Raw genomic sequence first — 14,857 nt, 5'->3', positions numbered from 1 at the left:
TCATCAAAAAGCACCGACCCATTACTAGGCCAGTGCTCAAGCAAACTTTAGATATTATCTTTTTTACTGAAAAGAGCGTCCACTGATTGGTGATGGTAAATCAGTGTCAATGCCTTCGCAAAGATGGCAGAAACTGACAAGACCTTCAACCGGTCAAATTGCTTTTCAGCTGGAATTTGGATCGTATCTGTCACAACAATTTCTTTGTAATCTGATTCTTTTAATTCTTCTGAAGCATTCCCAGATAAGATCGGGTGAGTTGCGCACGCATAGATATCACCAGCGCCCGCTGCTTTCAAGGCCATGCCGGCATCCAAAGCTTTCGCACCAGTATCAATTAAATCATCGATCACGATACACTTGTGGCCCTTGACGTCACCGATCACTGTCATATTCTGTGGATCGATCCGTTCTTCGTCACGCTTGTCGATGATCGCAATTGGGGCCTTTAATAGTTCAGCCATGTTCCGCGCTGCCTTCACACCATTGTGGTCTGGGGCAACTACGACGACGTCATCAGCGATACCTTCGTCTTTGAAGTACTGAGCTTGCGTATAAATTGCCAGTAAATGATCAACTGGAATGTTAAAGAAGCCTTGTAGTTGGCCAGCATGTAAGTCCATCGTGATCACTCGGTTTGCACCGGCTAACTGAATAAAGTTAGCTAATAACTTGGCTGTGATCGGTTCACGTGAACGAGCTTTGCGATCCGCACGAGCATAGCCGTAGTAAGGAATCACCGCGTTGATCGAACCAGCACTTGCACGGCGTAAAGCATCCATCATGACCAATAATTCCATCAAGTTTTCATTAACTGGGTCAGAGATCGATTGGATGATAAAGACATCATCACCACGAACACTATCATCGATATTAACTTGGATCTCTCCATCGCTAAAATGCTTAATTGAGGCTTGGCAGAGCGTAACGCCCATATCCTCGGCGATTTTGGCAGCTAACTTGGGGTTGCCATTCAGCGCAAATAATTTGATTCCCGCATTTTCTTGCATTATCTTTTGATCCTCCACAACTATTTTGTTTGTCAGGCTGAAAAACTACCAGCACCTCATTTGGCTGAAGTAGTTTACAGATTTTTGTGCATAAATTTTGTTTTCAATTTTCATTATAATAAAAAACTGACTAAATTTCTATGATATTGTACCAAGTCAGCCCATAAATTCAGTTTTTCTCGTAAATTCACTATTTTTTGTGAAACAAGCAGTGAGTTGTCCCAGCCAAAACTGGTTCGTTTTTCACTAACTGCTGCTCCCCCAAACTAACTCCACTCTGTACTTTGTTCTGCGTGCCAATTGTTTAACCGATGGGCTGCTCTCTGTTATACTAAATCTAAGCAGTTTAACTGAAACTGCTCTGATGATAAAGGAGGAACATTGAATGACAGACACAATTAAAATTGGAAAAAGCAATGTGGTTGTTTCCAACGCCCTAGGTTTAGGGACTAACAAAGTTGGGGGCCACAACCTGTTTGGCGACCTGAAAGATGAAAACGGCTATGCCCTAGTCAAGGAAGCTTTGAATTCCGGCATCTCCTTGTTGGACACTGCTTTTGCTTACGGCAACGGCCGTTCAGAAGAAATCATCGGTGATGTCATTGCCGATTATGACCGTTCCAAGATCGTCTTAGCGACAAAAGCTGCCCATGACCCTAGTCGTGGCGGCAAATTCAACAACCGCCCCGAATTTTTGAAACAATCAGTCGACGACGCCCTCAAGCGTTTGAAAACTGATTACATTGATATCTTTTACATCCATTTTCCAGATGAAGATACACCTAAAGCTGAAGCCGTGGGTGCTTTAAGTGAACTAAAAGATGCTGGTAAGATTCGCGCAGTTGGTGTTTCCAATTTCTCTCCTGCACAAATCAAAGAAGCCAACGCTGACGGCTTAGTCGACATTGCAGAAGACCACTATAACCTGGTCCATCGTGAAGTCGAAACCAGCGAATTCCCTTATCTTAAAGAAAACCAGATCTCATTTGTACCATACTTCCCACTGGCTTCAGGCCTCTTGACTGGCAAATATGATGCAGACAGTATTGGCAAATTCAAGCAATTTTCTGCCGCTGAACAACAGTCGATCCTTAAAGCCTTGGATCAAGTCCGTGCGATTGCTGATGGCCATCAAGCTACGGTAGCACAAACCATCTTGGCTTGGTATTTGAACAACCCTGCAATCAGTGTGGTTATTCCTGGCGCACGGACTGCTGATCAAGTTCACAGTAACGTTGCCGCTCTAAACGTTGCTTTGAGCAGCAGTGAATATGACCAAATTGATCAACTTTTCAAAAATTTCTAGCCTTTAAGTCACACAAACTAAAAAAGCGCACGTGATAGCTGCAGATGTCTATGGTCACGAAGGTTACACTTCGGCTAAAGACAGTGATTTTGATCTCGTGCATGAATATAACAAAACTGTCCAAAATTGGACGAATAAACATAAAGATAGCAGTTACTATAATTACCTGTGATGCTCACACCAAGTAATTATAGTAACTGCTATTTTTTTACTATCGTGATTTACTTTCTGATCTGTCCATCGCCTAAGATCACATATTTAGTCGTTGTCAGTTCATTTAAGCCCATCGGACCGCGAGCATGAAGCTTTTGCGTTGAAATACCGATTTCCGCACCAAATCCGAACTCAAAACCATCGGTAAATCTCGTTGAAGCATTCACGTAAACACAAGCAGCATCGATCCGGTCGGTAAAATCACGACTATGCTGATAGTCATTGGTAATAATTGCTTCGGAATGTTTCGTGTTATGCTGATTGATATGCGCGATTGCTTCGTCCAAAGAATCAACAACTTTGATCGCCATAACATAATCATTATATTCAATATCCCAATCTGCTTTTGTTGCTGAAACGGCCTGAGCACCAAGAATTTCACAAGCTCGCTTATCACCGCGCAGTTCAACATTATATTTATGCAAAGCACGCGCAACAAGCGGCAAAAATTGAGGTGCGATCTGACTTGAGACGACTAATTTTTCAGCCGCATTACAAACAGAGGGGCGCTGAGTCTTAGCATTAACAACAATGTCGCAGGCCATTTGCAGATCAGCTGTTTCATCAACATAAATATGACAGTTTCCGGCGCCTGTTTCGATCACCGGGACGGAAGCATTATTAACCACTGTTTGAATCAAACCGGCTGAACCTCGTGGAATCAAAACATCCAGGTAATCTGTTAGCTGCATAAATTTCTGCGCTAAATCATGAGAAGTTTCTTGAATGATTTGAACTGCGTCGAGTGGTAATCCTTGTTCTTGTAAAACATTGCGAATCACCTGAGCTAATTTAATATTAGTCTGCAGTGCCTCTTTACCTCCCCGCAAAATTACTGCATTCCCTGATTTGAAACACAAAGCTGCAGAATCAACCGTCACATTGGGCCGTGCTTCAAAGATCATCCCAATTACTCCCAGCGGAACACGGCGCTGACTGATCTGCAAACCTGCTTTAGTGATCCAGCCGCGTTCGATATTACCAATTGGATCCGGCAAACTCGCAACTTGGCGTACTCCTTCGGCCATCGCTAAGATCCGACCTTGATCTAAGGTCAACCGATCAACGAATTTAGTTGCCAAACCAGTGGAATGTTCAAGGTCATATTGATTAGCTTCAATGATTTCTGTCGTGTTTTTTTCTAATGCCAGAGCGATCTGCTCTAGTACTTCATTTTTTTGAGTGGTCGTCAACTGCGCCAAAGTAAGCGAAGCTTGTCGTGCTTTAGCACCCATCTCTACCAGTAATTCTGTCATTTAAATTACCTCTTTACCTTCATCTTTTTGCGCGTTAACAAAGAGTGTCCCGAGCGGTTCATTATTCATGATTTTAAAAATGATCGAAGGGTTAGCTCCATTTGCTAAGACCATCATTTTATTATTAGCTAATATACTTTGAGCCGCTTTGAGTTTAGTTACCATGCCGCCAGTTCCTAGTTCAGTCCCAGCCCCGCCAGCTTGTCGGAGTGAACTTTCGGTGATCTCGTGCAAAACATCGATCAATTTTGCATCGGCAAACTTGTGCGGATTTTTAGTATAAAAACCGTCAATATCCGAAAGCATCACTAATAGATCAGCGTTCGATCGTGTCGCGACGATTGCTGAAAGCTGATCATTATCGCCAAACTTGGTACGATGATCCAATTCGTCGACCGCCACCGTATCGTTTTCATTGACGACTGGGATCACACCCCACTCCAACAATTGCTCCATCGTATGATGAACATGTTTGCGACTTTCAGGAAAGTCTAAAACATCGTGAGTCAATAAAATTTGGCTGATTTTTTGCCCATAAACTGCAAATCGCTGCTGATAGACAGTCATTAATTCACTCTGACCGATCGAAGCAAGTGCCTGTTGTGCCTGAATTTCTCTGGGTCGCTTAGCGAGACCCAATTGCCCCATGCCAACGCCAATCGCGCCGGATGAAACTAAAATCACCTGTTTACCTTCATTGACCAAGCCCGTTAGTGTATAACTCAACTGGTCGATCGCTTGTAAATTGATCTTACCATTAGCGTGGATCAAGGAACTAGTCCCAATTTTCACTACGAGCCGCTGCACATTTTCCATGTGGCGGATTGACTTCATGTTTATTTCCTCCAATTTTCAAGTAACACCACCATTCTACAACAAGACGGCTATTTTGACACCGTAATTACTAAACTTTATTAATTGCCCCACCTATTTTTTCTGACCACCTATGCCAGAATATTTAAGGGCAACTCACCGGCGTCAGAGCACGCTTCTCCACGAACATAAAACAGGGAAGGCTAAGTGGTCATACTCAAAACCGGTCGCATGTGATTCTTTAGCTTATTAAAACTAGCTTCAACAAGAAAATTTAATCTCGACTTGGATCTTTCCGTCCCTGCAGCACCTAAAAAAGCACATTATCGAAAAATGATTCTATCAAATTATGCGCAAAACAGGTGGTTAGTATCAGAGAAATAGTCGCACTCAACTCGCCAAAGTTTAAGACTAATCAGTTTTTTGCGTCTCCCAAACGTTGGTCCGTCCCCCTTAATAACCTTATTGCTGATTTCTTTCCCTTTTTTCTAGCAAACTATGCTTGACATTTAGTGTAAACGGTTTTATAGTTTAAAAGTAAAGTATACTTTTAATATTTAAATCTGGTGGAACCCCACCAAAACTTAGGAGATTCACTATGAAATCATTTAAACCAGCTCTTATCTCATTTTTTGCTTTACTAACTGTCATTACCTTAGCAGCCTGTGATAAAGGCAGCGCCAACAAGGCTAAAAGCGACTACGTTCCTAAAGAATTGACTGTCCAATTCGTTCCATCACAAAACGCAACGACGATCGAAGCTAAGGCTAAACCACTGGAAAAACTCTTGTCTAAACAACTAGATATCCCGGTCAAAGTCAGTGTTTCGACTGACTACAATACCATCGTTGAAGCGATGGGTTCCAAGAAAGTCGATGTCGGCTTTTTACCGCCTGATGCCTACGTCTTGGCTCACAAACATTACGACGCTAAAGTTTTATTACTAGCACAACGTTATGATGTCACTGGTGCCGATGACCACAACAGCGACAAGTTAGTCGACTTTTACCGTTCGCAAATTTTAGTTCGTAAAGACAGCGGCATTAAATCGATTCAAGACTTAAAGAATAAGAAAATTGCCGTCCAAGACACCACTTCAACTTCCGGCTGGATCTACCCTGCCGTTGGGATGTATAAAAAAGGTGTCGACATTAACCGTGATAATATTCAAACTGCCCAAATCAAGGGTCATGACCAGGGAGTACTATCCGTTTATAACAAAGACACCGACGCGGCATTTGTTTGGCAGGGAGCTAGAAATTTAGTTAAGCAAGACGCACCCGATATTATGGATGAAGTTGTTCCCATCTATACCAGTACCAAAATTCCCAATGACACGATCACGGTCCGCGGAGATATGAGTGCCAAATGGCAAAAGAAACTAACGCAGGCCTTTGAAAAAGTCGCTAAGACTAAAAAGGGACATGCGATCGTGGCTGAAGTTTATGGTCATGAAGGCTATACTCCAGCCAAGGATAGTGATTTTGACGTTGTGCGTGATTACAACAAGACAGCGAAAAAATTAGACGAATAAAATCACAGAGCGGAGTGAGGCGTTTAAGAGACGAGCAGTATCGTAACCTAACCTTTAATGCGTTTTGGGCATTGAAGGTTGGGTTTGATAAGCGGAATCTCTTGCCTCACGGAGCTCGACTAAATCACAGAGCGGAGTGAGACGTTTAGAAAGTGAGCACCATCAGAACCCAGGGACTAATGCGTTTTTGGCATTGAAGACTGGTTTTAACTAGGCGGAAAGTCCTGGTTTGTGTAGCTCGACTACAATCACAGAGCTGAAAATCTTAGCATAAACGAAAGTGAAGAAGTACTACAAGTTTTTGCTAATCACGTCAATACAAATGAACTTGATAAAAATAACAAGGATCGCCCTAAATTAATGAATTGCCCCATAACTATTAGATTTTTATATCTAACAATTATGGGGCAATTCATAGGACTATCCTTTTTTATTTTCTTGTTCTTTTTGCTTTACGGCTGAATTATCTTTGGCAAAAACTTCCTGCTTCTTTTGTACATTATTTGAACTACTGATTTTCTGATTTATCCATGGGTATTTTTTCAACTCATTTATTTTAACTTGATTATGTTTTCTTGTATAAACATTAATTAGCCTTTCAGTGTTATCATAAATCCACACATTATCACTTTCTAGTGCTACCGCAAATAGATTATCATAAGACTGTATATATCGTTTTCTGATTAGGTCGGCTGGTATACCATGTCCAGTCTTACCCTTTCATTAACTCGTTCGATGGCTGTTTCAGCACTATTCACTGTCACATATAGAAGTGTAACTTCATAACCATTTTGATGTGCTTTCTCAATTAGGTTAAGCTGTGATTTTGCATGTCCTGCTAATGTTGTTTCTACATGGATGCTTTCGCCATTTTCCAAAGCTCTGTGTAACTGGCTAATTTCCACCCGCATCGCTTTAAAATTATCACTATTCTTTCGCCAATCTCCGCCCATTTGTTGCAAAATTTCATCAGCATTGATACGTCTAGTATTCCCAAAAAGTTCAGGTTGTAATTGATACAACGTACTTTTTCCAGCTCCATTTATGCCCGCAACGACTATATATTGGTTTTTATCCATAACTAAATCACAAACTTTTTTCTTTTAAGCAGTTCGTCTTGCTTTTTATCAAGAGCATACGTATAGAGGGCTTGGAACACTCTTTTTTTGACAGGATCCTTTTCGTTTAAAGCCTGATTCATCAAATCCTGTAAGTTTACATCTTCCACTTGCGCTAATAATTGGTCTAGACTTTCTATCATATCAAAATTCTCCTTTCATGTTCTTATCAGTACATTTTGTATTTAATCGAAATTTTTTCATCTAGCAACAAACTGTTCTTGTTTTGTTTTTTGATTTCATTATTTGACCAATTCTCTATGGAAAAATCCAACTCTATTGTATCTTTTAGAACACTATGGAGCAAGAAACTCGAACGTGTCTTTCGAAGCACAAGTGGTTGCTTTGCGAAGTTCGACTAATAAGTGCAAAGCAAAAAAGAAAATTCGTCGGTAAAAATTAAAATTCCTTAAATTTTATCCTTGTGTTTCCTCACCATTTATGGCAAAATGTTTAAGAACAAATAAAAGACGTCAGAGAACGTCATTTGGAGGAAATTGAATATGGAACAGGTACGTGTCAACGAACAAAATGGCTTTACTACACAACAAAAATGGGTGACCGCTTCAACTGCAGCGGGCTTTACCCTCGAGAATATGGATATCATGTTTTTATCTTTCTCACTCGCCTCAATTATTGGAGAATTGGGGATCTCAAGTGGCCAGGCTGGTTTGATCGGTTCACTAACTAACATTGGCATGTTGGTTGGTGGTGCGCTTTTTGGCATTATCGGTGACCGCTATGGTCGTGTGAGAACATTTTCTTATACGATCTTTATTTTTGCCTTGGCAACCGGCGCAATGTACTTTGCCCACTCCCTACCAATGATTTATCTCATGCGTTTTCTCGCTGGGATCGGTGCTGGTGGTGAATACGGCGTTGGGATCGCTCTATTGGCTGAAAACTTCCGCTCTGATCAAATCGGCAGAATGTCTTCAGTTGTAGCTATCGGAGGCCAAATTGGTGCCATCTTCGCCGCTGTCATGGCAGCGTTGATCATTCCACACTTTGGCTGGAATGCCTTATTCTTACTAGGTGTCATTCCCGTAATTTTAACCTACTTCTTACGTCGCCATGTTCAAGAAACTCCCGACTTTATTGCAGCCCAACAAAAAGAACAAGCTGAACATAAAAAGCCATCATTTAAAAAACTATTTGAAACACCACAAACAGCTATCCAAACTCTGGGTTTGATGGTAATGACCATCGTCCAAATTGCTGGTTACTTTGGTTTGATGAACTGGTTGCCAGTCATCGTTCAAAAACAACAAGGACTTTCTGTTTCTGGTTCATCACTCTGGATGGTGTCTACTATCTTAGGAATGAGCTTAGGCATGGTAGTCTTCGGACAGTTAATGGATAAACTTGGTCCCCGCGTTTCTTTCGGGATTTTCTTACTGGGGTCAGCCTCAGTGATGTTTGCGATCTTGTTTGCTAAAACTAGCTTAGCCCTGTTGATTATCGGTGCCATCATCGGTTTCTTCTCAAACGGGATGTTTGGCGGTTACGGTGCAATTATCAGTCGCCTCTATCCGACAGAAATTCGTTCAACAGCTAATAACATTATCATGAACGTTGGCCGTGCGATCGGCGGGTTCTCATCCGTAGCGATCGGCTTGTTGATGGATCATTTCAATCTAGCAGTTACGATGGGCTTCTTATCAGCACTGTATGTTATCAGCTTTATCGTAATGATTTCATTACCCGGCCTACGTCAACTATCAACTACTAAAAACTAATTATAAAAAAATAACACCCAGCTGACCAGCTTCAGGTCGACTGGGTGTTTTTATCTGGAATTTAATCGAGCTACTCCCCCAGATCCTTCCACCTATCTAAAAAACGCATTAAAGGTCGGCCTCCGAGATACTCAGGAGCTAACCAGTTTTCTTCGTTCTGTGATTTAACTCTATTCATTGTAACTGACCACTTCAATTTTGCCATCGGTCAACTTCAGTTTGGTTAAACTACCGTTCGCTGGCCGTTCACTTAAATCATAGCGTCCTGGCGCATAACGATCCATTAAACTCAGCAGCGTATTACCATGCGAGATCACCAACACATTATCGCCATCCTGCAGCTGCGGGTCATTGGCGATCAACTCGTATCCTTGATCGACCCGCTGCCAGTACTCTTCATGATTTTCAGCCATCCCAAATGGATCAGCTTCCTTCAAGAAATCCTTAGCGGTGTCAAAGGAATACTTGGCCACAATTTCACCGATATTTTTTAATCCGTGAGGACCCGCTGCTAAATACCAGGACTGGTTCATATCCATGCCTTCATAATAACCATAAAACTCTTCTCTGAAAAATGGAGCCTGGTGCGGTTCTTTGACCGCAGAAGCCTGGTTTAAGTCCAAAATAATTTGGGCTGTTGAAACTGCCCGTCCGGTATCTGAACAAAACGCACCAGCAAAATTAACATCTGCCAAACGTTCCCCAATTTCTTTTGCGCCGTCAATTCCAGCTTGGGTCAGCGGCGAATTACTCCAGCCCTGCAATTTATTGAAGATATTGTAATAAGTCTGTCCGTGCCGAACTAAGTATAAATTAAGTGTTTTCATTGGTATCCTGCCTGCCTTTCTACTGACATTAATTACCTTCAACATACCACTCATAATCGTTCCAAACAACTAAAACGGCTAGTGGTTTTTTGATTCCTGCTGCCATTCTGAGCGTAAAATACCATATTTAACTGAATCCCAGTATCGGCCTTGCCAGTATCTGACCTGTCTAACCTCAGCTTCTTTGCGCAAATGTAACCGTTCCGCCAAATTGATCATCCGCTGATTTCCCGACCAAGTCGTCAGTCCAAGATGCGGTAATGACGTTCGGTCAAATAATTCTGTGATCCATTGGTGTAAAGCAGCATGCCCAATTCCTTGGTGCCACTGTGTCTGGCGATAAACAGTAATTCCCACATCAAGCCACTGATTTAGCGGCTCATCTTCAAAATAAGCAGTGACTAGCCCAACCATTTCACCATCGGCCCAAATCACTTTTCGGAGTGGATTTTGAACATATTTATTTTCATGGTCCTCAGCCATAAACTCAGTTTGCGTGGGTAAGACATCATGAAAATAAGGACCATTCCATTTGGTCCATTCTGCCTGACTGTCACTAAAAGCCAGCTGCCAAAAAGCTAAGCGCTGTTCCGGCTGTAGTTCCTTTAATTCGATTTGCGTGAATTCTCCCCTTTCAATTCAACACAAGAAACACAATATGCTTTTGCATTCAACTTTAAGAATGCTTGAATTTCCGTCATTCCTTTTTCAGGTAAAGGAAATTTCCAGTACGCTTCTGTCCATTTTTCAATTGGTCTCCCACAATTTACACAACTAAATTTCATTTTCCACCTATTCTTTCCGTTTTAAATGTAATTCTGTTAATTCACCCATTTGTGTCGTTTCAACTAACTCCAAGCGCCCACCATAATCGCCTGGCAAAAAGAGCCGCTTGCCCTGCCCTAGCGACACTGGTGCAATTTGAATCCAAAACTCATCTATCAAATCTCCCTCTAAAAGGGGCTTTAAAATCGAGCCGCCTCCAATGATCCAAATCGCTTTGCCATCTCGTTGACGATATTCTTGCATGATTTTCTCAACATCCCCAGAAACGTAGGTCACATCCTTGTCCGGTGCTAGTGCTTGATGGGTAAAAACTACCTTTTCTTGTCCTGGATATAGTTCAACTCCAGCCATAATTTTCTTAGTTTCCTCATAAGTCTTTCGCCCCATCACAAAAGTATCGACCTGCTGCTCGAAGTCGGCGTAAGTTGACTCACCTGCTAGATCAGTGTCAAATAACCACTGCAGATCATCCTGCTGGTCTGCCAAATAGCCATCTAAACTAATTGCACCATAAAACACCACTTTACGCATTACTTTCCACCTCTGCTCATACCTAAAAAGACATTCACGTTTTTTGCGTAAATGCCTGTTCTACGATTATAATTTCATACTTAACGTCTAATCACTTAACCCCACACTCAGCGCCGATTAAATTGCAGTAGTGCATAAACTAAAAACAAAATTTGCAGCAAAATAATTCCCCACGAAAAGGTGTGGGTCACAAATTCTACTATTACACTGATTACCACTAACACTATAATCAGCATCCCGATCCACAGCTGTCTGCTCATAGAAAACACCGCTTTTCTTCGTGTCTCAAGTGACTAACAAATGTCTTAGTTCTTACATTAATTATATAGGAATCACCATTAACAAGCAATTAATGTCTTCGTTAGTTCGCTGTTTTCAGTAGCTTTTCTAGTAACAGTTTCCCTACTTGGCGCTGGAGCGTTAGCGCTTGTTGGTGCTGCTTTGGACCCGTAAATTTAGTTAATAACAGGCAATCAAACCAACTATCTCCCTGCTGCAAACAAGCACAATCATGTTCAACTTCAGCCAGGTCACCCGTTTTATTGAAGGTCTCGCCACTAAAGCCCAAGTCATCAGCATAATAGACCAGCTTGCCCCGTTCGGTTTGTTCATGTAAGGCAGTTCGGCACACCTGAGCATATTCATCTGTTCCGGCCAAAAGCTCCTGCCAGGCTGGCAAAAAAGCAGCCGCTGTTAAAAAATTGTCCCGTCCATCGATGACTGGGGCAATGAACCGCCGTTGCAACTGTAAACCTGGGTAAGTCACCGCCAACCATTCATTAATTTGAGTCAAGCCAAAGCGGTCGATCAGAATGTTCGCCGCTGTATTATCAGAAGTTGATAACATTAACGCCAACACATCACGCACGCTCCACTCAGTCTGAGCTAGGTGGTGCATCACTCCCGCTCCCGCCACGCGTTGGTCCGGCTGGACTGTCAAAATCTCCGTTAAAATTCCTGGCTGCTTGTTCCAGACGCTTTTAACGTAGGCCGCGATCCCAACTTTAATTAAACTCGCACTGGGAAAAACCTCTTGTTCATGCCAAGTCAACGTTTTTCCCTTTTGGTCTTTGAGCATTAGTGCGGTCTGGAAATCAACTGCCTGCAGCTTGTGCGTCAGTGCCACAGCTAATTTTTCATCTAATTCTGTCATTTAAATTCCCCACTTCATTCATCTTGTTAGTATTTATCCACAATTTGTCAGACTTATCCCCAATTTAACCGTTTTCTTGTGGATAACCTTTGGATAACTATTACACACCACAGAAATCTAAGAGCCAAATGGTTCCCAAACCCGCAAACGCAATCATCGAGGTGGTGGTACTCCAGGCCAGAAAAGTTTCTTTGATCGAGAAATTAAAGTATTCTTTGACCATCCAAAAACCAGCATCTGTCACATTATCTCCAAAAATACTACCAGCTCCGATCGCCAACACGACTAAAACTGGATTAGCGTTCGTTTGGATAATGAGCGGTCCTACTAAACTGGCCGACGTCATCGCTGCCACCGTTGATGAGCCTAGACACATGTGCATTAGCGCTGCAATTAACCACCCCGCCAGCAGCGGAGAAAGGCTGATTCCCTGGAACAATTCAGAAATATATGCCGCAATGCCGCCTTGTTCTAAAACTGCCTTAAAAGACCCGCCTGCACCCGTTAGAAAGACCACGAATGCCACTTGTTTGAGTCCCTTAAATAATGATCGTCCAATCTTTTTCCACGTTCGCCCTTGCCTAATTCCCATCGCATAAATCGCAAACAGTAATGAGAAAATTAAGGCAACGTTGGGATTTGCCACAAACTTGAGGGCTTTTTCCACCTGTGCTGGCAAGCGTAATAGCTGCCACATCAGGGTCAAGACCCCAATTATTAGTACTGGCATTAACGTCGTGACCACGCTTAAAGAAAAACTGGGCAAATGATGGTACTCTGGCAAAGCTTCCTCGGCATCAAAGCCATGCAAAGTTGTTTCCTGCCGATAAATTTTTGGAAAAAAGTGTTCCAACACTGCATTCCACACGGGCCCCGCCACCAACATGGTCGGGATCGCCACAATGATTCCCATTAAAATCACATCACCGAGATCAGCTCCGACGATCTCAGCTAAAGCAGTTGGCGCAGGATGCGGTGGTAACAAACCGTGCATCGTATTGAGCGTTGCTCCCATTGGTAACGCAAGCTTAGCCAATGGGACCCGTAATTCTTTGGCAATTTCAAAGATGATCGGTAATAACACCACTAATCCCACTTCAAAAAATAACGCAAAGCCGATAATCGCCGAAGCTAAGACAACTGCGAGCTGCATCCAGCGTTTGCCAAACTTTTGACTTAAATAATCTGCGATCACATAGCTGCCGCCTGCATCAGCCACAATTTTCCCGAGCATCGAACCACACCCGATGATCACGACTAACTCAACTAATTGTTCCACCATTCCACCGACAACGATCCCCGGTAATTTGACGAGTGGAATCTTCAACAATGCCCCCACCAAAAATGAAATTAACAGTAATGCAGGAAATGTCTGCATCTTAAACTTAACGATCAAAACGACCAACAATAAAATACTGCCTATCACTATCACTAAGGGCATGGCTTTTCCTCCCATCAACTAGTTTTCAATTTGATTTTACCATGAATATCAGCAAAAAGGTTGGCTGAACATGACGCCGTTTTCAAAAATTAACTTGTTAAACGCGCAAATCAAGGTAAACTAAAGGTAAACTAACATGAGGTGAAAATTTATGCCGCAAATCAAAATTGCTTTTAGTGATGTGGACAATACTTTGATCACTAGTAAAAACGAAATTCTACCTACTGTTGCTGCAGCTGTGCATAAGTATGTTGACGACGGTGGTACCTTTTTCTTAGCGTCTGCGCGTCCACCGCTTGGGATGCATGAAATTGCCCGTCAGTTGGGGACAACCGCCATCATGATCTCCTTAAATGGTGCCCTGGTCTTACAAACAACTGCGGACTCCAACGAGGACCACACTCTATTTGAACAAACACTGCAAGCCAATGTTTTACCCCAACTTTTGTACATGATCAGCAGCCACAAGCTAGCCATTAGTGTCAATGTCTTTGCTGGCGAAAAATGGTTAACTGAACACCATGACGACTGGGTCATTCAGGAAGAAGAAATCACCCAGGTCGCCGCTACTGTCGGCCCTTTTGCCCCAGAACTGGGAACTACCAGTCAACCATTGCATAAAATTTTATGTATGGGACAACCAGAAGAAATTAGTGCTCTAGCAAACAGTCTGGCTGACCACCCGGAACTGCACATCAGTTACCAGCGTTCCAAACCAACTTATTTGGAAATCGTTGACTTAATTGTTTCCAAGATGAAAGCCATCGAACACGTTGCCAAATTATTGGATGTACCACTGAGCCAAACGATGGCAATCGGCGATGGTGACAATGATTTACCCATGATCAAAGATGCGGGCGTTGGAATCGCGGTGGAAAATGCCTTTCCGACGGTTAAAGCAGTCGCTGACCATATTGTCAGTTCAAATGATGACGGGGGAGTCGCCGAAGCACTAACTAAGTATACAGATTAACTTGTGGATAACTTTTCTTTCTACTAGTTATCCACCTGTGCACAATAAAGCCGGCAGAATGAGTTAACAGCCAGTGCGTATTAACTGTTTTTGACTGCTGATTGTCAGAGTAGATTTTTGCTAAACTGTACCCCACTTCGCAATACTTGGGTACACA

At 42.5% G+C, this 14,857-nt stretch carries 13 protein-coding genes and 1 pseudogene; 4 read left to right on the top strand and 10 right to left on the bottom strand.

From position 1 onward, the window contains the following. Positions 1-47 precede the first annotated feature (47 nt). A complete protein-coding gene (locus LPAF129_RS06195) occupies positions 48-1,010 on the bottom strand; it encodes a ribose-phosphate diphosphokinase (RefSeq protein WP_244055291.1) in 963 nt (320 codons plus the stop codon). A 385-nt stretch (positions 1,011-1,395) separates the two neighbouring features. On the opposite strand from LPAF129_RS06195, the gene LPAF129_RS06190 reads away from it, so the two are divergent. Continuing rightward, the gene (locus LPAF129_RS06190; protein WP_244055290.1) at positions 1,396-2,316 is read left to right on the top strand and encodes an aldo/keto reductase; all 921 of its coding nucleotides are present in this window, start codon (positions 1,396-1,398) and stop codon (positions 2,314-2,316) included. A gap of 221 nt (positions 2,317-2,537) precedes the next feature. Here LPAF129_RS06190 and LPAF129_RS06185 read toward each other — a convergent pair whose 3' ends face one another. Together LPAF129_RS06185 and proB are read right to left on the bottom strand one after the other, a co-directional pair. Then, entirely contained in the window at positions 2,538-3,785 is a 1,248-nt protein-coding gene (locus tag LPAF129_RS06185; protein WP_244055289.1) for a glutamate-5-semialdehyde dehydrogenase, read from the bottom strand. Further along, positions 3,786-4,619 carry a glutamate 5-kinase gene (gene proB / locus LPAF129_RS06180; protein WP_244055288.1) on the bottom strand — a complete coding sequence of 278 codons (834 nt, stop codon included), beginning with the start codon at positions 4,617-4,619 and terminating at the stop codon, positions 3,786-3,788. A gap of 577 nt (positions 4,620-5,196) precedes the next feature. On the opposite strand from proB, the gene LPAF129_RS06175 reads away from it, so the two are divergent. Continuing rightward, positions 5,197-6,132, top strand: coding sequence for a phosphate/phosphite/phosphonate ABC transporter substrate-binding protein (locus LPAF129_RS06175; RefSeq protein WP_244055287.1), 936 nt, complete (start codon positions 5,197-5,199; stop codon positions 6,130-6,132). Positions 6,133-6,552: 420 nt separating this feature from the next. Here the strand turns inward: LPAF129_RS06175 and LPAF129_RS11285 are convergent. Next, a pseudogene (locus LPAF129_RS11285) lies at positions 6,553-7,211 on the bottom strand (ATPase). A gap of 2 nt (positions 7,212-7,213) precedes the next feature. After that, a complete protein-coding gene (locus LPAF129_RS06160; protein ID WP_244055284.1) occupies positions 7,214-7,393 on the bottom strand; it encodes a hypothetical protein in 180 nt (59 codons plus the stop codon). Positions 7,394-7,753: 360 nt separating this feature from the next. On the opposite strand from LPAF129_RS06160, the gene LPAF129_RS06155 reads away from it, so the two are divergent. Next, positions 7,754-8,989: an MFS transporter gene (locus LPAF129_RS06155; protein ID WP_244055283.1), complete on the top strand. Its 1,236-nt coding sequence runs from the start codon at positions 7,754-7,756 to the stop codon at positions 8,987-8,989. 170 nt (positions 8,990-9,159) lie between these two features. On the opposite strand, the gene LPAF129_RS06150 is transcribed toward LPAF129_RS06155, so the two are convergent. The 5 genes from LPAF129_RS06150 to LPAF129_RS06130 form a co-directional block, all read right to left on the bottom strand. Continuing rightward, positions 9,160-9,816: a histidine phosphatase family protein gene (locus tag LPAF129_RS06150; protein WP_244055282.1), complete on the bottom strand. Its 657-nt coding sequence runs from the start codon at positions 9,814-9,816 to the stop codon at positions 9,160-9,162. Positions 9,817-9,894: 78 nt separating this feature from the next. Further along, positions 9,895-10,431, bottom strand: coding sequence for a GNAT family N-acetyltransferase (locus tag LPAF129_RS06145; protein WP_244055337.1), 537 nt, complete (start codon positions 10,429-10,431; stop codon positions 9,895-9,897). A 177-nt stretch (positions 10,432-10,608) separates the two neighbouring features. Next, complete coding sequence (locus LPAF129_RS06140) at positions 10,609-11,133, bottom strand: dihydrofolate reductase family protein (RefSeq protein ID WP_244055281.1); 525 nt, start codon at positions 11,131-11,133, stop codon at positions 10,609-10,611. A 361-nt stretch (positions 11,134-11,494) separates the two neighbouring features. Further along, positions 11,495-12,286: a serine hydrolase gene (locus LPAF129_RS06135; protein WP_244055280.1), complete on the bottom strand. Its 792-nt coding sequence runs from the start codon at positions 12,284-12,286 to the stop codon at positions 11,495-11,497. Between the two features lie 100 nt (positions 12,287-12,386). Then, the gene (locus tag LPAF129_RS06130; RefSeq protein WP_244055279.1) at positions 12,387-13,727 is read right to left on the bottom strand and encodes a gluconate:H+ symporter; all 1,341 of its coding nucleotides are present in this window, start codon (positions 13,725-13,727) and stop codon (positions 12,387-12,389) included. Between the two features lie 151 nt (positions 13,728-13,878). Here LPAF129_RS06130 and LPAF129_RS06125 point away from each other — a divergent pair, with 151 nt between their 5' ends. Beyond that, entirely contained in the window at positions 13,879-14,700 is an 822-nt protein-coding gene (locus tag LPAF129_RS06125; RefSeq protein ID WP_244055278.1) for a Cof-type HAD-IIB family hydrolase, read from the top strand. Positions 14,701-14,857: the final 157 nt, after the last annotated feature.

This window comes from Ligilactobacillus pabuli, assembly GCF_022836475.1.
GTDB classification, from domain to species: Bacteria; Bacillota; Bacilli; order Lactobacillales; family Lactobacillaceae; genus Ligilactobacillus; species Ligilactobacillus pabuli.
The sequence above is the reverse complement of the archived record's forward strand: the minus strand, read 5'-3'. Positions and strand labels throughout refer to the sequence as shown.